15 protein-coding genes are annotated in these 17,610 nt (G+C 67.8%); 8 read left to right on the top strand and 7 right to left on the bottom strand.

Annotated elements, in window-relative coordinates:
• Positions 1 to 43: 43 nt before the first annotated feature.
• Positions 44 to 2,302, top strand: a complete 2,259-nt coding sequence (locus tag OC490_RS12915) for a heavy metal translocating P-type ATPase (protein WP_262058044.1) — start codon at positions 44 to 46, stop codon at positions 2,300 to 2,302.
• A gap of 799 nt (positions 2,303 to 3,101) precedes the next feature.
• Here the strand turns inward: OC490_RS12915 and OC490_RS12910 are convergent.
• The 5 genes from OC490_RS12910 to tgmA form a co-directional block, all read right to left on the bottom strand.
• Positions 3,102 to 4,391, bottom strand: coding sequence for a citrate synthase (locus tag OC490_RS12910; protein ID WP_262058043.1), 1,290 nt, complete (start codon positions 4,389 to 4,391; stop codon positions 3,102 to 3,104).
• Positions 4,392 to 4,571: 180 nt separating this feature from the next.
• Positions 4,572 to 6,860 (bottom strand): ATP-dependent RecD-like DNA helicase, encoded by a 2,289-nt coding sequence (locus OC490_RS12905; RefSeq protein WP_262058042.1) that lies wholly within the window; start codon positions 6,858 to 6,860, stop codon positions 4,572 to 4,574.
• Positions 6,861 to 6,892: 32 nt separating this feature from the next.
• On the bottom strand, positions 6,893 to 8,068 hold the full coding sequence (gene tgmC / locus OC490_RS12900; RefSeq protein WP_262058041.1) for an ATP-grasp peptide maturase system methyltransferase: 1,176 nt from the start codon (positions 8,066 to 8,068) through the stop codon (positions 6,893 to 6,895).
• A complete protein-coding gene (gene tgmB / locus OC490_RS12895) occupies positions 8,052 to 9,026 on the bottom strand; it encodes an ATP-grasp ribosomal peptide maturase (RefSeq protein WP_262058040.1) in 975 nt (324 codons plus the stop codon). The genes tgmC and tgmB overlap by 17 nt, the downstream gene beginning before the upstream one ends.
• Before the next feature lie 5 nt (positions 9,027 to 9,031).
• Positions 9,032 to 9,289, bottom strand: a complete 258-nt coding sequence (gene tgmA, locus OC490_RS12890) for a putative ATP-grasp-modified RiPP (RefSeq protein ID WP_262058039.1) — start codon at positions 9,287 to 9,289, stop codon at positions 9,032 to 9,034.
• 190 nt (positions 9,290 to 9,479) lie between these two features.
• On the opposite strand from tgmA, the gene OC490_RS12885 reads away from it, so the two are divergent.
• The 3 genes from OC490_RS12885 to OC490_RS12875 are packed head-to-tail and all read left to right on the top strand — an operon-like array spanning position 9,480 to position 11,084.
• A complete protein-coding gene (locus tag OC490_RS12885) occupies positions 9,480 to 9,734 on the top strand; it encodes a hypothetical protein (RefSeq protein ID WP_262058038.1) in 255 nt (84 codons plus the stop codon).
• Positions 9,706 to 10,221, top strand: coding sequence for a DUF6879 family protein (locus OC490_RS12880; RefSeq protein WP_262058037.1), 516 nt, complete (start codon positions 9,706 to 9,708; stop codon positions 10,219 to 10,221). Before OC490_RS12885 ends, OC490_RS12880 begins: the two co-directional genes overlap by 29 nt.
• Before the next feature lie 14 nt (positions 10,222 to 10,235).
• A complete protein-coding gene (locus OC490_RS12875; RefSeq protein WP_262058036.1) occupies positions 10,236 to 11,084 on the top strand; it encodes a helix-turn-helix domain-containing protein in 849 nt (282 codons plus the stop codon).
• A 21-nt stretch (positions 11,085 to 11,105) separates the two neighbouring features.
• Here OC490_RS12875 and OC490_RS12870 read toward each other — a convergent pair whose 3' ends face one another.
• Positions 11,106 to 11,300 carry a DUF397 domain-containing protein gene (locus OC490_RS12870; RefSeq protein WP_262058035.1) on the bottom strand — a complete coding sequence of 65 codons (195 nt, stop codon included), beginning with the start codon at positions 11,298 to 11,300 and terminating at the stop codon, positions 11,106 to 11,108.
• Positions 11,301 to 11,308: 8 nt separating this feature from the next.
• Positions 11,309 to 12,160, bottom strand: a complete 852-nt coding sequence (locus tag OC490_RS12865; protein ID WP_262058034.1) for a DUF5753 domain-containing protein — start codon at positions 12,158 to 12,160, stop codon at positions 11,309 to 11,311.
• 237 nt (positions 12,161 to 12,397) lie between these two features.
• On the opposite strand from OC490_RS12865, the gene OC490_RS12860 reads away from it, so the two are divergent.
• The 4 genes from OC490_RS12860 (at position 12,398) to OC490_RS12845 (ending at position 17,601) form a co-directional block, all read left to right on the top strand.
• Positions 12,398 to 12,811 (top strand): ATP-binding protein, encoded by a 414-nt coding sequence (locus OC490_RS12860; protein ID WP_262058033.1) that lies wholly within the window; start codon positions 12,398 to 12,400, stop codon positions 12,809 to 12,811.
• Between the two features lie 236 nt (positions 12,812 to 13,047).
• Entirely contained in the window at positions 13,048 to 14,103 is a 1,056-nt protein-coding gene (locus OC490_RS12855) for a LacI family DNA-binding transcriptional regulator (RefSeq protein WP_262058032.1), read from the top strand.
• A complete protein-coding gene (locus tag OC490_RS12850; protein ID WP_262058031.1) occupies positions 14,100 to 15,653 on the top strand; it encodes a sugar ABC transporter ATP-binding protein in 1,554 nt (517 codons plus the stop codon). The genes OC490_RS12855 and OC490_RS12850 overlap by 4 nt, the downstream gene beginning before the upstream one ends.
• The gene (locus tag OC490_RS12845; protein WP_262058030.1) at positions 15,643 to 17,601 is read left to right on the top strand and encodes a substrate-binding domain-containing protein; all 1,959 of its coding nucleotides are present in this window, start codon (positions 15,643 to 15,645) and stop codon (positions 17,599 to 17,601) included. The genes OC490_RS12850 and OC490_RS12845 overlap by 11 nt, the downstream gene beginning before the upstream one ends.
• The last annotated feature ends 9 nt before the right edge of the window (positions 17,602 to 17,610 follow it).

Genomic DNA, 17,610 nt, shown 5'->3' with positions numbered 1-17,610 from the left:
ATACTGGCTCCGTGCGGTCCGGTCCGATGTCTGGAGTCCGGACATGACCAGCACCACCGCGATCGGCACCACCACAGACACACCCATGGCCCCCGCCCCCGAAGCGGCCGAGGTCGAGCTGCTCATCGGCGGGATGACCTGCGCCTCCTGCGCGGCCCGCGTCGAGAAGAAGCTCAACCGCATGGACGGCGTCAGCGCCACCGTCAACTACGCGACGGAGAAGGCGAAAGTCAGCTACCCGGCGGGCATCCAGGTCGCCGACCTCATCGCGACCGTGGTGAAGACCGGGTACACCGCCGAGGAACCCGCACCGCCGCAGCCGGAGCCACAGCCCCATGGCGACGATCCCGAACTCGCCTCCCTGCGCGAGCGGTTGACCGTCTCCGCCGTCCTCGCGCTGCCCGTCGTGCTGCTCTCGATGGTCCCGGCCCTGCAGTTCGACAACTGGCAGTGGCTCGCGCTCACCCTCGCCGCACCGGTCGTCGTCTGGGGCGGACTCCCGTTCCACAAGGCCGCGTTCACCAACGCCCGGCACGGCGCCGCCACCATGGACACCCTCGTCTCGGTCGGCACGCTGGCCGCGTTCGGCTGGTCGCTGTGGGCGCTGTTCTGGGGCGACGCGGGCATGGCCGGCATGCACGACGAGTTCCGTCTCACCGTCTCGCGCACGGACGGCGCCTCGACGATCTACCTCGAAGTGGCCGCCGGAGTCGTCGCGTTGATCCTGCTGGGCCGCTATCTGGAGGCCCGCTCCAAGCGGCGGGCGGGCGCGGCCCTGCGCGCGCTCATGGAGTTGGGCGCCAAGGACGTCGCGGTCCTGCGGGACGGTCGTGAAGTACGGCTCCCGGTCGGCGAGTTGGCGGTCGGGGACCGTTTCGTCGTACGGCCCGGGGAGAAGATCGCGACCGACGGCACCGTCGTCGAGGGCGTCTCGGCGGTCGACGCGTCGATGCTGACCGGCGAATCGGTACCGGTGGACGTGGCACCGGGTGACACGGTCACCGGCGCGACGGTCAACGCCGGCGGGCGACTGGTCGTAGCGGCGAGCCGGGTCGGTTCGGACACCCAACTCGCGCGCATGGCGCGGCTGGTGGAGGACGCGCAGAACGGCAAGGCCGAGGTGCAGCGGCTCGCCGACCGGATCTCCGGGATCTTCGTGCCGGTGGTGCTGCTGATCGCGCTCGGCACCTTCGGAGTGTGGCTCGCGGTCACCGGCGACACGGCCGCCGCGTTCACCGCGGCTGTCGCCGTGCTGATCATCGCCTGCCCGTGCGCACTGGGCCTGGCCACCCCGACGGCCCTCATGGTCGGCACCGGCCGCGGCGCCCAACTGGGCATCCTGATCAAGGGCCCCGAGGTCCTGGAGTCCACCCGCCGCGTCGACACCGTCGTCCTCGACAAGACCGGCACGATCACCACCGGCCGCATGACCCTCCAGGAGGTCCACGTGGCCGAAGGCACCGACGAGCACGAGTTGCTGCGGCTCGCGGGCGCCCTGGAGCACGCCTCCGAGCACCCCGTCGCGCGGGCCGTCGCGGCGGGCGCGGAGGAGCGGGTGGGCCCGCTGCCGTCGGCCGAGCACTTCGAGAACGTGCCGGGGCGTGGCGTGCGCGGGTGCGTGGAGGGCCGTGAGGTGGCCGTGGGGCGCCTCTACGACACCCTCCCCGAGGAGTTGGCCCGAGCCGCCTCCGAGGCCGAGAGCCGCGGTCGTACGGCCGTGGTGGTCGGCTGGGACGGAGTGGCGCGCGGGGTCGTCGCGGTCGCGGACGCGGTCAAGGAGACCAGCGCCGAGGCCGTGCGCGAGCTGCGGGCCCTCGGGCTCACCCCGGTGCTGCTGACCGGCGACAACCGCGCGGTGGCGGACGCCGTGGCCGCCGCCGTCGGGATCTCCCCCGGGGACGTCATCGCCGAGGTGCTGCCCGAGGACAAAGTCGACGTCGTACGACGGCTGCAGGGCGAGGGGCGGACCGTCGCGATGGTGGGCGACGGGGTCAACGACGCCGCCGCGCTCGCCGCCGCCGACCTGGGGCTCGCGATGGGCACCGGGACGGACGCGGCGATCGAGGCGAGCGATCTGACGCTGGTGCGCGGGGACCTGCGGGTGGCCGCGGACGCGATCCGGCTGTCCCGGAGGACGCTCGGCACCATCAAGGGCAATCTCGTATGGGCCTTTGGATACAATGTGGCGGCGCTTCCGCTGGCCGCCGCGGGCATGCTGAACCCCATGATCGCGGGGGCCGCGATGGCCTTCTCCTCGGCGTTCGTGGTCTCCAACAGCCTGCGACTTAGGACATTTCGCTGAAGTTCCGCAAAGTTACCGGGAGTTACGGGAAGCTGAAGTAAGAGTCCCTCTAGAGACCGACGACGGCCTCACATAAGCTCTTCACAAGCCTCGCGCATCATCCTTACGCTGGGGTCCCGACCGCGACATCGGGGCTCTTGCGCATCTAACGGACATATGCAAGAGACGCAGATCACAGTGATGTGAACGTAACCATCGAAGGGGTTCGAAGGTCTAAGTTGACGATGTCAGTAAGCGTCTTGGGGGGCGCGAACTGGCATCTGAGGATGTCTTGGGGGACTTCCTCAGAGATGCGTTGCCGGGACACGTACACCGGGGAGCTTTGAGCGGCCCTCCCGTCGTGCGGTGTCCCGGCAGATCGCACACATCACTGGTTCCACCCAGTAGTACGAGGAGTTTTGCTCGTTCTGCTCAGTTCAACGAAGCCCAGTTTCATCGGGCTTCGGCACGACAGCGATTCAGGCGCTGGTTCTCACAGGCGCCCGGCCGGATCCCGTGGGGGGAATCCGCACCGGGACATGGGAAGGCGCCCTGTACGCCGGCCCGTGGGGGGACCGTCGGCAGGGCGCCTTCTTCCCACCTCTTTTTAAGGCTCGGTTCGCCTCCGGGGCGCAGAAGCCTGTGTCGAGAGCCCGATCGTGCTCGACCCTTCGGCTCACTCGCCGACGTGAGGCGAGGGAGTCAAAGAGGCGGCTGCTGCAACACCGGCGTTTTGGGCTTTAGGGGCGCGGGGAACTGCGCGACCAGCCCCCGCTGGGCCCGCAGCAAACGCACAACGGACCCAGCGGAGCTGTTCGCTTCAGCGACCCTCGACCGGCACGAAGTCCCGCTCGACAACACCCGTGTAGATCTGACGCGGGCGCCCGATACGAGATCCGGGCTCCTTGATCATCTCGTGCCACTGGGCGATCCAGCCCGGGAGGCGGCCCAGGGCGAACAGGACCGTGAACATCTCGGCCGGGAAGCCCATGGCCCGGTAGATCAGGCCGGTGTAGAAGTCGACGTTCGGGTAGAGGTTGCGCGAGACGAAGTAGTCGTCGGACAGCGCGTGCCCTTCGAGCTTGAGCGCGATGTCCAGCAGCTCGTCGGACTTGCCGAGGGCCGAGAGGACGTCGTGCGCGGCGGCCTTGATGATCTTGGCGCGCGGGTCGAAGGACTTGTACACCCGGTGGCCGAAGCCCATCAGGCGGACGCCGTCCTCCTTGTTCTTCACCTTGCGGATGAAGGAGTCGACATCGCCGCCGTTGGCCTGGATGCCCTCCAGCATCTCCAGGACCGACTGGTTGGCACCGCCGTGCAGCGGGCCCCACAGCGCGTTGATGCCGGCCGAGATCGAGGCGAACATGTTGGCCTGCGAGGAGCCGACGAGGCGGACCGTGGAGGTCGAACAGTTCTGCTCGTGGTCCGCGTGCAGGATGAGCAGCTTGTCGAGCGCGGAGACGACGACCGGGTCGAGGTCGTACTCCTGGGCGGGGACCGAGAAGGTCATGCGCAGGAAGTTCTCGACGTAGCCGAGGTCGTTGCGCGGGTAGACGAACGGGTGGCCGATCGACTTCTTGTACGCGTACGCCGCGATCGTCGGAAGCTTGGCGAGCAGCCGGATCGTGGAGAGGTTGCGCTGCTTCTCGTCGAACGGGTTGTGGCTGTCCTGGTAGAAGGTGGACAGCGCCGAGACGACCGACGACAGCATCGCCATCGGGTGGGCGTCGCGCGGGAAGCCCTTGTAGAAGTTCTTGACGTCCTCGTGCAGCAGGGTGTGCTGCGTGATGTCGTTCTTGAACACGGTGAGCTCGTCGACGGTAGGCAGCTCGCCGTTGATGAGCAGGTAGGCGACCTCCACGAACGTGGAGCGCTCGGCCAGCTGCTCGATCGGGTAGCCGCGGTACCGGAGGATGCCCTGCTCACCGTCGAGGTAGGTGATGGCGGATTTATAGGCGGCGGTGTTCCCATAACCGCTGTCCAGCGTCACCAGACCGGTCTGGGCACGGAGCTTCCCGATGTCGAAGCCCTTGTCGCCGACGGTGCTGTCGATCACCGGGTAGGTGTACTCGCCGTCGCCGAACCGCAGTACTACAGAGTTGTCGCTCACGTCATCCCTCACCGACGTTGTGCCTCTTCTTCGAGGTTGCCCTGACTGTCTCTACCATCCCCCATTTGGCGCAGGAGAGTGCACTCGGGGTCGACCATTGGGCCTATTGGCGGCACTCAGTGCCGCCAACCTCCTCATCCTGCCCCCTCCACCCCGGCATCTGGAAGTGCTGTGTGACCTTCACGACTCATTTGATCGATCATTTTTTACGGTCAGTCGGAAGTCCAGTGCCGTGCAGCGCCGCCCCGCCGACACCGTACGCACGGCCTGTCCGATCGCCTTGCGCGATCCGACCAGCACGACCAGCTGTTTGGCCCGGGTCACGGCCGTATACAGCAGGTTCCGCTGAAGCATCGTCCACGCGCTCGTGGTGACCGGGATCACGACGGCCGGATATTCACTCCCCTGCGAACGGTGAATTGTCACCGCATACGCGTGCGCCAACTCGTCCAGTTCATCGAATTCGTACGGAACCTCCTCGTCCTCGTCCGTCAGCACGGTGAGGCGCTGGTCCACCGGGTCGAGTGAGGTGACGACGCCGACCGTGCCGTTGAAGACGCCGTTCTCGCCCTTCTCGTAGTTGTTGCGGATCTGGGTGACCTTGTCGCCGACCCGGAAGACCCGGCCGCCGAACCGCCTCTCGGCGAGGTCGGGCCGGCCGGGCGTGATCGCCTGCTGCAACAGCCCGTTGAGATTGCCCGCGCCCGCCGGTCCCCGGTGCATGGGCGCGAGCACCTGCACGTCGCGGCGCGGGTCGAGCCCGAACTTGGCCGGAATTCGGCGCGCCACCACGTCCACGGTGAGCCGGCCGACCTCCTCCGTGTCGTCCTCGACGAAGAGGAAGAAGTCCTTCATGCCGTCGGTGACCGGATGCTGCCCGGAGTTGATCCGGTGCGCGTTGGTGATCACGCCGGACTGCTGGGCCTGCCGGAACACGCGCGTGAGACGCACGGCGGGGATCGGACCACCCTCGGCCAGCATGTCCCGCAGCACCTCACCGGCGCCGACGCTGGGGAGTTGGTCCACATCGCCGACGAAGAGGAGATGGGCGCCCGGGGGCACGGCCTTGACGAGCTTGTTGGCGAGGAGGAGGTCGAGCATGGAGGCCTCGTCGACCACGACCAGATCGGCGTCCAGGGGCCGGTCCTTGTCGTAGGCGGCATCGCCCCCGGGCTTCAGCTCCAGCAGCCGGTGGACGGTTGAGGCGTCGGCGCCGGTGAGTTCGGCAAGTCGCTTGGCGGCACGGCCGGTTGGGGCGGCGAGGACGACCTTGGCCTTCTTGGCGCGGGCGAGTTCGACGATCGAGCGAACCGTGAAGGACTTCCCGCAGCCGGGCCCACCGGTGAGTACGGCGACCTTCTTGGTCAACGCGAGCCGGACGGCGGCTTCTTGCTCGGGTGCGAGCTCCACGCCCGTCTTGCCCTTCAGCCAGTCCAACGCCTTGTCCCAGGCCACGTCGTGGAAGCCGGGCATACGGTCCGCGGTCGTGTGCAGCAGGCGGCGGAGCTGGGCGGCGAGGGAGAGTTCGGCGCGGTGGAAGGGGACGAGGTAGACGGCGGTGACGGGTTCGGAGTCGCCGTCCGGGCCGGGGACCTTTTCGCGTACGACACCGGGATCGCCCCCCGACTCCTCGTCCGGGAGGGCGAGTTCGGCGAGGCACTCGATGACGAGACCGGTGTCGACCTGCAACAGCTTCACCGCGTCGGCGATGAGCCGCTCCTCGGGGAGATAGCAGTTGCCCTGGTCGGTGGCCTGGGAGAGGGCGTACTGGAGCCCCGCCTTGACGCGCTCCGGACTGTCGTGGGGAATCCCGACGGACTGGGCGATCTTGTCGGCGGTGAGGAAGCCGATGCCCCAGACGTCGGAGGCGAGGCGGTAGGGCTGATTCTTGACGACGGAGATGGACGCGTCGCCGTACTTCTTGTAGATCCGCACCGCGATCGAGGTCGACACCTCGACGGTCTGGAGGAAGAGCATGACCTCCTTGATCGCCTTCTGTTCCTCCCAGGCCTCGGTGATCTTCTTGGTCCGCTTGGGCCCGAGCCCCGGGACCTCGATGAGGCGCTTGGGCTCCTCCTCGATGATCTGGAGGGTGTCCATGCCGAAGTGCTGGGTGATGCGGTCGGCGAAGACGGGTCCGATGCCCTTGACGAGGCCGGAGCCGAGGTAGCGGCGGATGCCCTGGATGGTGGCGGGGAGGACCGTCGTGTAGTTCTCCACGGTGAACTGCTTGCCGTACTGCGGGTGCGACCCCCAACGCCCCTCCATCCGCAGGGACTCACCGGCCTGGGCACCGAGGAGTGAGCCTACGACGGTGAGGAGATCGCCGCCGCCGCGGCCGGTGTCGACACGGGCGACCGTGTAGCCGTTGTCCTCGTTGGCGTAGGTGATCCGCTCCAGGACACCTTCGAGGACGGCGAGGTGCCGCTCGCCTGTGGGGTTCCCCGGATTCGTCGGCTGGTTGGACATGGGTCGACCGTACCGGGAGGGTGTGACAGCGCTCAGGGGAGGCGGCGGAGGGGGTGCTCCCACCGGAGGGCTTGCTGGTCGCCGATCCAGTAGGTGTGCGCCTCTTTGGTGATGTGGAGGCGGACGCTCGCGATGTCGGGGCTGCCGGCGTTCTGCCAGGCGGCCAGAGTCTCCTCGACCGCGTCCCACAGAGCCATGGGGCCGCCCTGGCGGACCGTCCAGCCCTCGGTGTCCTCGGTGAACGCGGCGAACGACTCCCGCTCGGCGTCGAGGAGATAGAGGTTCTCGATGCCGTCACCGGCCGTCGCACGTACGAATTGTGCGCCAGGAACGGCGAGTTGGGCCAGGAAGCCAGGCATCCACTCCTCCAGCAGCAGGGGCGATGTCTTGGTGGGGCGCTCGGCGTCCGCGTAGGCGGTGCGGGCCGACAAGTCACCGGCCAACGGGGGCAGGGCCTGTGCACGAGCGTGCATGAAGGAGGAGCGGCCGATGATCTGTCCCTCTGCCGAACCGCCGTCGTTCACGCGGACCTTGGCGAGGCCCGTGCCGTACAGCCAGGAGCCGACCGTGGCGAGGATGATCCCGCCGGGCCTGGTCTGGCGTACCCAGGTGTACGGGATGCGCCGTACCGCGCAGGTGGCGATGACCCGGTCATAGGGTGCTCGGGTCGGGTGGCCGAGCAATCCGTCACCGGTGACCGTCCACGTGGAGTGCCCGGCCACTTCCAGAGCCGCATCCGCGCGGGCGGCCACTTGGGGGTCGACCTCGACCGTGGTCACGTTGTCCTCGCCGAGGCGGTGGCACATGAGGGCGCCGGAGTAGCCGGTACCGGTGCCGATTTCGAGGACGGAATCGTCGTCGGCGACGTCGAGTTGTTCGAGCATGCCGATGACTGTGGTGGGCGTGGTGGAGGACGACGTGGGGACGCCGGTCACGGGTCCGGTTGACTGGTCGGCGGTGAGATGGCCGTCGAGCTGTGTGACCAGCGACTCGTCGCGGTAGGCGATCCGGGACCACTCCTCCGGTGGCGTGCCGAGCGCGGTCACCGGCTGCCAGAGTCCGCCGTCGGCCGGCAGGAACACCCCTGGATTCAGGAAGAGTTCGCGCGGTACCGCTTCGACGGCCGGCCGCCACGGCGACTCCGGCCGCAGCACACCGGACACTGTCAGCCGGTCGGCGAGCGCACGGCGCTCAGGGGCGGTGTCCATCAGGTTCTCCTCGGATCAGCAGATCTGCGAATGCGGCGGCCATCTCCAGGCCGGTCTTCTCCTCCAGCCAGCCCCATTGGCCGTTCGGGTTCAGCTCCAGCCAGTGGAATTCACCGTCGCCGTCCACAGCAATGTCGAAGGATCCGGAGGCGAGTCCGAAGTGGTCCAGGACATCGTGCAGCGCCTTCACCAAGCGTCCGGGGAGACCGACGACGGCGTACGAGAGCGCGTCGTAATCCGTGCGCCAGTCCAACAGGCCGGAGTCGATCCGGACGCCGAAGACGCGGCGGCCGACGACCAACACCCGTAGGTCGGCGACCTTCTCGACACGGACCTGGAACAGGTGAGGGGCAGTGCGAAGGGTGTTGTCGATCTCGTCGGTGACCACCGGCTCCGCCCACGAGGTCATGGGGACCCCGTCACGCTCGTACGGCGTCCATCGCAGCGTCTTGGCGACGACCGGACCGTGCGCCGCGATGAACTGGCGTGCTTTGTGAGGGTCGTTGGTGACCAAGGTGGGTGGGACGGTCAGCCCCAGTCGCTGGGCGACGGCGAGTTGGGCGGGCTTGTAGTCGGCAGCCGCGTCCCGGAGGGGGTGGTTCACCCACAGGGGACCGTCGAGGGCGTACAGAATGCCGCCGAGCCCATAACGCACCTGCGCGGCGGCGTAACGGGCGTCCGCGGCCTCCAGGTGCGCGAAGGTTGGCCAGCCGGGGCGACGCCAGTACACCGCCCGTGCGTGCTCCAGGGCGACGGTTCTCGACTGGGTGCGGAGCTGCCCGACCACGGGGGCCGGGAGGCCACCGAACCGGGCCGATACCGCCAAGTCGGTGCCGATGTCGGCAGGGTTGAAGCGGACCACTTCAACACCCTTGCGGTTGAGTTCGGCGATCACCATGTCGGCGGTCAGGTCGAGCGGTTCGGTGGCCACGAGGACGGGCCCGTCGGTCTCGGTCATGCGTGTCAGTCCTGCTGTGAATCCTGGTCGGAACCCTGGTCGTTGCGCGAGTCCAGGTTGGTGACGGTGGTCGTCGAGGTGGCGGAACTGGTGCCGTGCTTGCCCATCTCGACGACCTGGCCGTCGGCGTCATGGAAGATGCCGACCTGTGTGTCCGGATCGACCATGACCGTGGTGAACGGCATCTTCACTGTGTTCGGGTACGGCCCGAGTCGGCGAAGACCCCAAGGACGGTGAGCTGCCGTCCGCGTTTCGGTCTGCATGGTGTTCCTCCAATGCCGAATGCCGTTCCGGGTGGAGGAGACGACCGTAGGAAGTCATGGGCGTGACACTCCACGAACTTGCACCGACTTGCATGTCAATTGGCATGGCTGACAGCGCTATTGACGCTGTATCCGCAGTTCAGTGAGGCTGGTGCAAGTCTCAGCAAGCACTCGAACCCAGGAGCCGACCATGGCCGTAGAGTTCGTTGGAATCGACCCCGACACCGACCTGGACCACTGCCCCACGGTGTGGGCGGACGCGGAAGCGCAGGAGATCTTGTTGCAGGGGTGGAAGCCGAACGCCAAGACCCAGGCGGAGTGCGAGACAAGCAGCCCCGCGAAGGGCCGGGTGCCGGTCAGTGAGGCCATCGTCAGGATTCCGGCTCGGATGATCCCGATGATCAGGGAGGCGTGCGATGCCGTCGAGCGTGCCCAGCTTCGCTGAGCTGCTTGGCCGTTGCGAGCGGTCAGCCTTCCACCTGGAGCTGCGCGACTCCTACGCCTCGACGGACCGGTTCGAGGCGTGGAAGCGGGGTGAGCGGATCAACTGGGCGGATCGTGACGCCTGGTGGCATCCCTTCTACCAGTCGATCACGGACGCGACTGCCCGCGGCATCACGATCCGCCGGGCACGGGTGGTCTCCGAACCCGCATCGGACTACATCCGCTGGGAGCACTACGTCACTCAGGCCAACGTCACGGCGGGTGAGGAGGTTCGGTGGCTGCCGCGACGACGGGCCACGAACATCCCCCTTCCCGGAAACGACTTCTGGCTGTTCGATGGGGCACTGCTCCGCGTACACCACTTCTCTGGTGACGGAGCGGTGGTCGAGGATGAGTTCACGGCAGACCCGGAGGCCGTGAAACTGTGCTCGACCGCCTTCGAGACAGTCTGGGAGCGCGCGACACCGCACCACCTGTACAAGATCTGACGAAAGCCAGTTCCATGCCCCCGCATCCCTCTTCCAATGTCCAGAAGGCACGCGAAGGCCTCGCCGGCCAGCTGCGTGAGATGCGGAAGGATGCCGGGATCAGCGGCCGGGAGCTGGCTGTCAGGTGCGGCTGGTCGGAGTCGAAGTCGTCCCGGATCGAGAACGCCAGGACCCCTCCCTCCGACGCGGACATCACAGCGTGGTGTCGAGCCTGCGCCGCTGAAGATCAGGCGCCCGATCTGATCGCGGCGAACAGGCAGTCCGCCGACGCCCATGTGCAGTGGAGGCGACTCCAGCGCAGCGGTCTCCGTCTCCTGCAGGAGTCCGTGGTCGACCTGTACCAACAGACCAGGAAGTTCCGCGTCTACGTGTCCGACGTCGTCCCCGGATTCCTTCAGACACCCGGATACGCCACCGCACTCTTGTCCTCCATCGCGGACTTCCGGGGGACCCCGGACGACGTGAGTGCTGCGGTGGCGGCCCGCATGAGGCGTAACTCCGTGCTGGGCAACGGCTCCCGGCGGTTCTCGTTCGTACTGGAAGAGTCGGTGTTGCGATACCGGCTCTGCAGCGCCGAGACCATGGCGGCGCAACTCGGCCATCTGCTCGGGGTCATGGATCTCCAGAACGTCGCGGTGGGCATCGTTCCGTTTTCGGCGCAACGGACTGTGTGGCCCATGCCGACCTTCACGATCTTCGACGACACCAGGGTGCACGCGGACACACTGGACGCCGCTTCCGCGCTCACGCAGCCGAGCCAGGTGGAGCTGTACACCCGAGCCTTTGAACGGCTCTCTCAGGGGGCCGTGAGGGGAGCAACGGCGCGTTCCCTGATAGCGAGTGCGTTGTCGTCCTTGGACTGAGTCGGACAGCGGTCCTGGAAGTCAGGGGTGAGGTTGCCGTTTCAGAGCTTCGACGAAGGCGGTGAAGGCGGGGGCCGGGAAGGTGAGGGTGGCTCGGGCCGGGGTCTTGGAGTCGCGTATGGCTGTGCGGGTGGGGCGGTTGGCGATCTCCACGCAGGAGTCTCCGTCACCGGGGCCCGAGTAGGACGACTTCCTCCAGTTGTCGGGGGTGCCCATGGGGTGCCTCACAGCTCCTTCGCCAACTTGTGGATAAAGTCGCGCGACCGTTCAGGGTCGAGCGATGCAGTCTCCACTTTACGGAAAAGCGTTCGAAAGGCGCCCAGTTGGGCTTCGGAGTCGATGAAGGCCGCGCCGTGGGGCGCATCGCGTACAACGGTGTCCAGCTTGGGCACGAGGCCTCCCGCATAAGTCATGGCGCTCGCAGCGCCGGCGAACTCCTCCATTTCGAAGGGGATGACGCGCACGGTGACGTGGTCGGCTTCGGAAAGTTCGACAAGACGGGCGAGCTGGACTCGTGAGGCGGCGCGATTTCCCACCATGATGCGCAGCGCCGCCTCGTGGACGACCACCTCGTACGGGGTGGGGTTGGGGCCTTCGAGGATTACCTTGCGCTGCATCCGATGACGGACGCGCGACTCAAGTTCCTCGTCCGGGAGTTCCGGGACGCGGTAGGCGTAGACGGCGCGAGCGTAGCCCTCTGTCTGAAGCGGGCCAGGGATGAACAGGAACTGGACCTCTCGCAGGAACGTGGCATGGTGCTCCAGTTCGGCGAGGTCGAGGAAAGGGGTGGGTAGTGCCCCTCGGTACTCCTCCCACCAACCGCGCGTCCGGTCGGTCGCGAGGGCGACCAGGGCATCGACGAACGCCTCGTCCGTGCATACGTAGTGGGACGCAAGGCGGCGCAGACGCTTCTCGCTCACGCCCGCAAGAGCGGATTCGATATGGCTGATCTGGACGGGGCTCACTCCGAGCAGCGCCGCCGCGTCGCGGGCGGCGAGGCCCGCCGCGTCGCGGAGTCTGCGGAGTTCGACCGCCAGGCGCATCTGACGTGCTGTTGGTTCGCGCCTCAGCGCCATCGACTGCTCCTTGGCTCAACACGCCTGTGGGCGCGACTCGTTCGGGGTTAGATTACGCGACCCGCTTGCAGAACATGAAGAATAAGACCTACCGTCAGTGACGCGACGCACACGCTACGGAAAACCCGGGACACCGGAAGCGCACCACTCCGTCCTGCCACGACGGCTGTGGCACTGCCACCGCCCGCGACATCCCGCAGTCCTCCGAAGTCCCCACCGCCGAACCGGAGTTGACGCATGCCCGAAAACCCGCCCGCACCCTGGGAGTACTGTCTTCACGTCCCGAACGACCTGCGCGCCGTCACCGTCAGCCGCCGCACCCTCCGGCTGATCCTCACCATGCACGGCCTGATCCGGCTGGCGGACACCGCCGAGCTGCTCGCTACGGAGCTGATCGCCAACGCCGTACAGCACACGAAAGGGTCCGCCGCGCTGCGGGTGGGCTGGTCCGCGGGGGTGTTGCGACTCGGGGCCTGGGACACCGACCCCCAACCGCCGGAGCCGCCAAGGGCGTTGGAGGAACTCGGCGAGGCGGAGGACGGGCGCGGCCTCGCGCTGGTCCGGGCCTGCGCCGACCAGTGGGGCTGGCAGCCGCTGTCCCGGAACGGCAATCCGGGGAAACTCGTGTGGTGCGAGCTCGCCTCGACTTGAGGCGACCACCGGGACCCTCTCCACAAAAGTGTGACACTTCAGCACCGAGTGTCACACTTTCCAAGCCGCACCCCTCCCGACGCCGAGGATCCTCGCGCACCGCCACCACCCAGCACACCCACCCCGCGAACCGGTCCGACCCCCTTCATCACGATCCGGTCACACCCCCTTGTTAACTCGCATGTAATCGATTCCAATCCTCCGTGTAATCGATTCCACGAGGAGGTGGAACGGCGATGGCGAGCATCAAGGACGTCGCTGCCGAGGCCGGGGTTTCCGTGGCCACGGTGTCGCGGGTCCTGAACGACCATCCGTCGGTCAGTGACGACGCACGCACGCGTGTGCGGACCGCCGTAGAGGCGCTGGACTACCGTCCGAACGCCGTCGCCCGGTCGCTGCGCACCGATCAGACCCGCACCCTCGGGCTGGTCATCAGCGACGTGCTGAACCCTTACTTCACCGAGTTGGCCCGCTCCGTCGAGGAGGAGGCCCGCGCGCTCGGTTACAGCGTGATCATCGGTAACGCCGACGAGCGGCCCGAACTCCAGGACCACCACGTACGGACGCTGCTGGACCGCCGTATCGACGGACTGCTCCTCTCTCCCACCGACGGCGGCTCCCCCGGCATGCTGGACGCCGCCCGCGCAGGCACCCCCATGGTGTTCGTCGACCGGTGGATCCCGGGGCTGGACGTGCCCGTCGTGCGGGCCGACGGGCGGGCCGCCATCCGGGATCTCGTCGCGCATCTGCACGGGCTCGGGCATCGCAGGCTCGCCATCATCGCGGGCCCCGCCGCCACGACCACCGGCAGTGAGCGCGTCGCCGCCTTCCGGGACGCGCTCGCCGAGTACGGGATTCCGCTCCCCGACGCCTACATCGGGCAGGGCGACTTCCAGGCCGAGAGCGGGCGGCAGGTCACCGAGGGCTTCCTCGATCTGCCCGAGCCGCCCGAGGTCGTCTTCGCCACCGACAACCTGATGGCGCTCGGCGCCCTGGACGCCGTACGCGCGCGTGGGCTGCGGGTTCCCGAGGACCTCGCGTTGGCCGCGTTCGACGACATCCGGTGGTTCGTGCACACCGATCCGCCGATCACCGCGATCGCCCAGCCGACGCCCGAGTTGGGGCGGGCCGCCGTCCGCGCCCTGGTCGACCGGATCGAGGGGCGGGTGCCGGAGTCGGTCACCCTTCCCGCCCGGCTCGTCGTGCGCCGCTCGTGCGGTGAGCCGGGTCCCGCGCAACCCCCTGTCGGAACTGTTGGAACTGTTGGAACTGTTCGAAGGAGCAAGTCGTGAGCAACGACGACGAGTTGCTGCGCATCGAGGGCATCCGCAAGACCTTCCCCGGTGTCGTCGCGCTGGACGGCGTCGACTTCGATCTGCGCCGGGGCGAGGTCCATGTGCTGCTCGGTGAGAACGGCGCCGGCAAGAGCACCCTCATCAAGATGCTCTCCGGTGCCTACCGTCCCGACGGCGGCCGCATTGTGGTCGGTGGCGAGGAGGTGCGTATCCACAGTGCGCAGGACTCCGCGCATCTCGGGATCGCCACCATCTACCAGGAGTTCAACCTCGTTCCCGATCTGACGGTCGCCGAGAATATTTTTCTGGGGCGGCAGCCGCGTCGGCTGGGGATGATCGACCGGAAGCGGATGGAGGCCGATGCCGCCGTTCTGCTGGAGCGCGTGGGTGTGCATGTGTCGCCGCGCGCCCGTGTGCGTGAACTCGGTATCGCGCGGCTCCAGATGGTCGAGATCGCCAAGGCGCTGAGTCTCGACGCGCGGGTTTTGATCATGGACGAACCTACCGCCGTCCTCACCTCGGAAGAGGTCGAGAAGCTGTTCTCCATCGTGCGCCAACTGCGTGCCGACGGCGTCGGGATCGTCTTCATCACCCATCATCTGGAGGAGATCGCCGCCCTCGGGGACCGCGTCACCGTCATCCGGGACGGGCGGTCCGTCGGGGAGGTGCCTGCCTCCACCCCCGAGGACGAGCTCGTACGGCTCATGGTCGGACGGTCCATCGAGCAGCAGTATCCGCGTGAACGGGCCGACACCGGCGGCGCGTTGCTCTCCGTCGAGGGGCTCACCCGGGACGGTGTCTTCCACGACATCAGCTTCGAGGTGCGGGCCGGTGAGGTCGTCGGGATCGCCGGGCTCGTCGGGGCGGGTCGTACCGAAGTCGTACGGGCTGTCTTCGGGGCCGACCCGTACGACCAGGGGACCGTGAGGGTCGGCGGTTCCGCGCTGCGCGGGCACGACGTCAACGCGGCGATGACCGCCGGGATCGGGCTCGTGCCCGAGGACCGCAAGGGGCAGGGGCTCGTGCTCGACCAGTCCGTGCAGGAGAACCTCGGGCTCGTCACCATGCGGGCCGCCACCAAGGGTGGTCTTGTCGACCTCAAGGGGCAGCGCGAAGCCGCCGCGCGGATCGCGGAGCAACTGGGCGTGCGGATGGCCGGACTCGGCCAGCAGGTACGGACGTTGTCCGGCGGCAACCAGCAGAAGGTCGTCATCGGCAAGTGGCTGCTCGCCGACACCAAGGTGCTGATCCTCGACGAGCCGACGCGCGGGATCGACGTCGGCGCCAAGGTCGAGATCTATCAACTCATCAATGAACTCACGGCCGCCGGTGCCGCCGTACTCATGATCTCCAGTGACCTGCCCGAAGTCCTCGGCATGAGCGACCGGGTGCTCGTCATGGCCCAGGGGCGCATCGCCGGCGAACTCTCCGCCGACCAGGCCACGCAGGACTCCGTGATGGCACTCGCCGTCAGCACACCCAGCACATCGACCCAAGCGACTACCGCTCAAGCAACTACCGCTGTGGAGGACCACCGTGGCCACTGACACGCTCAAGAGCACGCCGGGCGCGAGTGGCGCCTCGGGAATCCGCCGACTGCTCCTGGACAACGGCGCGTTGACCGCGCTCATCGTCCTCGTCATCGCCATGTCGGCGCTCTCCGGCGACTTCCTCACCACCGACAACCTCCTCAACGTCGGTGTCCAGGCGGCCGTCACCGCCATCCTCGCCTTCGGCGTCACCTTCGTGATCGTCTCGGCGGGCATCGACCTGTCGGTGGGTTCGGTGGCGGCCCTGTCGGCCACCGTGCTCGCGTGGAGCGCCACCCAGCACGGCGTCCCGGTCTTCCTCGCCGTCGTCCTGGCAATCGCCACCGGCATCGCGGCCGGTCTCGTCAACGGTTTCCTCATCGCCTACGGCAAACTGCCGCCGTTCATCGCGACGTTGGCGATGCTGTCGGTGGCGCGCGGGCTGTCGCTGGTGATCTCGCAGGGCTCCCCGATCGCCTTCCCGGACTCGGTCTCGCACCTCGGTGACACGCTCGGCGGCTGGCTGCCGGTGCCGGTCCTGGTGATGATCGTGATGGGGCTGATCGCCGCCTTCGTCCTCGGGCGGACGTACATCGGCCGGTCCATGTACGCGATCGGCGGCAACGAAGAGGCCGCGCGGCTCTCGGGGTTGCGGGTCTCCAAGCAGAAGCTCGCGATCTACGCCCTGTCCGGAGTGTTCGCCGCCGCCGCGGGCATCGTCCTCGCCTCCCGGCTCTCCTCCGCGCAGCCGCAGGCCGCCGACGGCTACGAGCTGGACGCGATCGCCGCGGTCGTCATCGGCGGCGCCTCCCTCGCGGGCGGCACCGGCAAGGCGTCCGGCACGCTCATCGGCGCGCTGATCCTCGCGGTGCTGCGCAACGGCCTCAACCTCCTTTCCGTGTCGGCCTTCTGGCAGCAGGTCGTCATCGGTGTCGTCATCGCGCTGGCCGTCCTGCTGGACACCGTGCGCCGCAAGGCCGGGGCAACTCCCGTCGCCGGTACGGGTGTTGGCAGTGGCGGTGGCGGAAAGGGCAAGCAGGCGACCACGTACGTCCTCGCCGCAGTCGTCACCATCGCGATCGTCGGCGCGACCTCCTTCCTGCACAACGACTCCTCCACGACGTCGAAGCCCAAGCTCGGTCTGTCGCTCTCCACGCTCAACAACCCGTTCTTCGTGCAGATCCGGGCCGGTGCGCAGGCTGAGGCGAAGAAGCTGGGCCTGGACCTGACCGTCACCGACGCGCAGAACGACGCCTCGCAACAGGCCAACCAGCTGCAGAACTTCACCAGTTCGAACTACGACGCGATCATCGTCAACCCGGTGGACTCGGACGCGGCGGGCAACTCCGTGAAGGCCGCGGACAAGGCGAAGATCCCGGTGATCGCGGTCGACCGCGGCGTCAACAAGGCGGCCGTGGACACCCTCGTCGCCTCCGACAACATCGCCGGTGGTGAACTCGCCGCGAAGACCGTCGCCGAGAAGCTGGGCGGCAGCGGCAAGATCGTCATCCTCCAGGGCCAGGCGGGTACTTCGGCGGCGCGTGAGCGGGCCGAGGGCTTCGCCAAGGGGCTGAAGGCCTATCCCGGCATCCAGGTCCTCGCCCAGCAGCCCGCCGACTTCGACCGAACCAAGGGCCTCGACGTGATGTCGAACCTGCTCCAGGCCCACCCCGACGTCCAGGGCGTCATCGCGGCCAACGACGAGATGGCCCTCGGCGCCATCAAGGCGCTCGGATCCAAGGCGGGCAAGTCGGTCTCGGTCGTAGGCTTCGACGGTACGCCCGACGGGCTGACGGCGGTGAAGCAGGGGACGCTGTACGCGTCCGTGGCACAGCAGCCGAGCCAGTTGGGCAAAATCGCCGTGGACAACGCGCTGCGCGCGGCTCAGGGCAAGAAGGTGGAGACGACGGTGAAGGTGCCCGTGAAGGTGGTCACCAAGGAGAACGTGGCCGGTTTCACCGGCTGACAGCGGACC

This window comes from Streptomyces sp. STR69, assembly GCF_024519455.1.
Classification (GTDB): domain Bacteria; phylum Actinomycetota; class Actinomycetes; order Streptomycetales; family Streptomycetaceae; genus Streptomyces.
The sequence above is the reverse complement of the archived record's forward strand: the minus strand, read 5'-3'. Positions and strand labels throughout refer to the sequence as shown.

What these genes read in the sequence shown, in the direction of transcription:
- tgmC (WP_262058041.1), bottom strand. Translation starts at nt 8,068, where the DNA reads ATGGACACCGCCCCTGAGCGCCGTGCGCTCGCCGACCGGCTGACAGTG.
- OC490_RS12875 (WP_262058036.1), top strand. Translation starts at nt 10,236, where the DNA reads ATGCCCCCGCATCCCTCTTCCAATGTCCAGAAGGCACGCGAAGGCCTC.
- OC490_RS12855 (WP_262058032.1), top strand. Translation starts at nt 13,048, where the DNA reads ATGGCGAGCATCAAGGACGTCGCTGCCGAGGCCGGGGTTTCCGTGGCC.
- OC490_RS12915 (WP_262058044.1), top strand. Translation starts at nt 44, where the DNA reads ATGACCAGCACCACCGCGATCGGCACCACCACAGACACACCCATGGCC.
- OC490_RS12870 (WP_262058035.1), bottom strand. Translation starts at nt 11,300, where the DNA reads ATGGGCACCCCCGACAACTGGAGGAAGTCGTCCTACTCGGGCCCCGGT.
- tgmB (WP_262058040.1), bottom strand. Translation starts at nt 9,026, where the DNA reads ATGACCGAGACCGACGGGCCCGTCCTCGTGGCCACCGAACCGCTCGAC.
- tgmA (WP_262058039.1), bottom strand. Translation starts at nt 9,289, where the DNA reads ATGCAGACCGAAACGCGGACGGCAGCTCACCGTCCTTGGGGTCTTCGC.
- OC490_RS12865 (WP_262058034.1), bottom strand. Translation starts at nt 12,160, where the DNA reads ATGGCGCTGAGGCGCGAACCAACAGCACGTCAGATGCGCCTGGCGGTC.
- OC490_RS12880 (WP_262058037.1), top strand. Translation starts at nt 9,706, where the DNA reads ATGCCGTCGAGCGTGCCCAGCTTCGCTGAGCTGCTTGGCCGTTGCGAG.
- OC490_RS12860 (WP_262058033.1), top strand. Translation starts at nt 12,398, where the DNA reads ATGCCCGAAAACCCGCCCGCACCCTGGGAGTACTGTCTTCACGTCCCG.
- OC490_RS12885 (WP_262058038.1), top strand. Translation starts at nt 9,480, where the DNA reads ATGGCCGTAGAGTTCGTTGGAATCGACCCCGACACCGACCTGGACCAC.
- OC490_RS12905 (WP_262058042.1), bottom strand. Translation starts at nt 6,860, where the DNA reads ATGTCCAACCAGCCGACGAATCCGGGGAACCCCACAGGCGAGCGGCAC.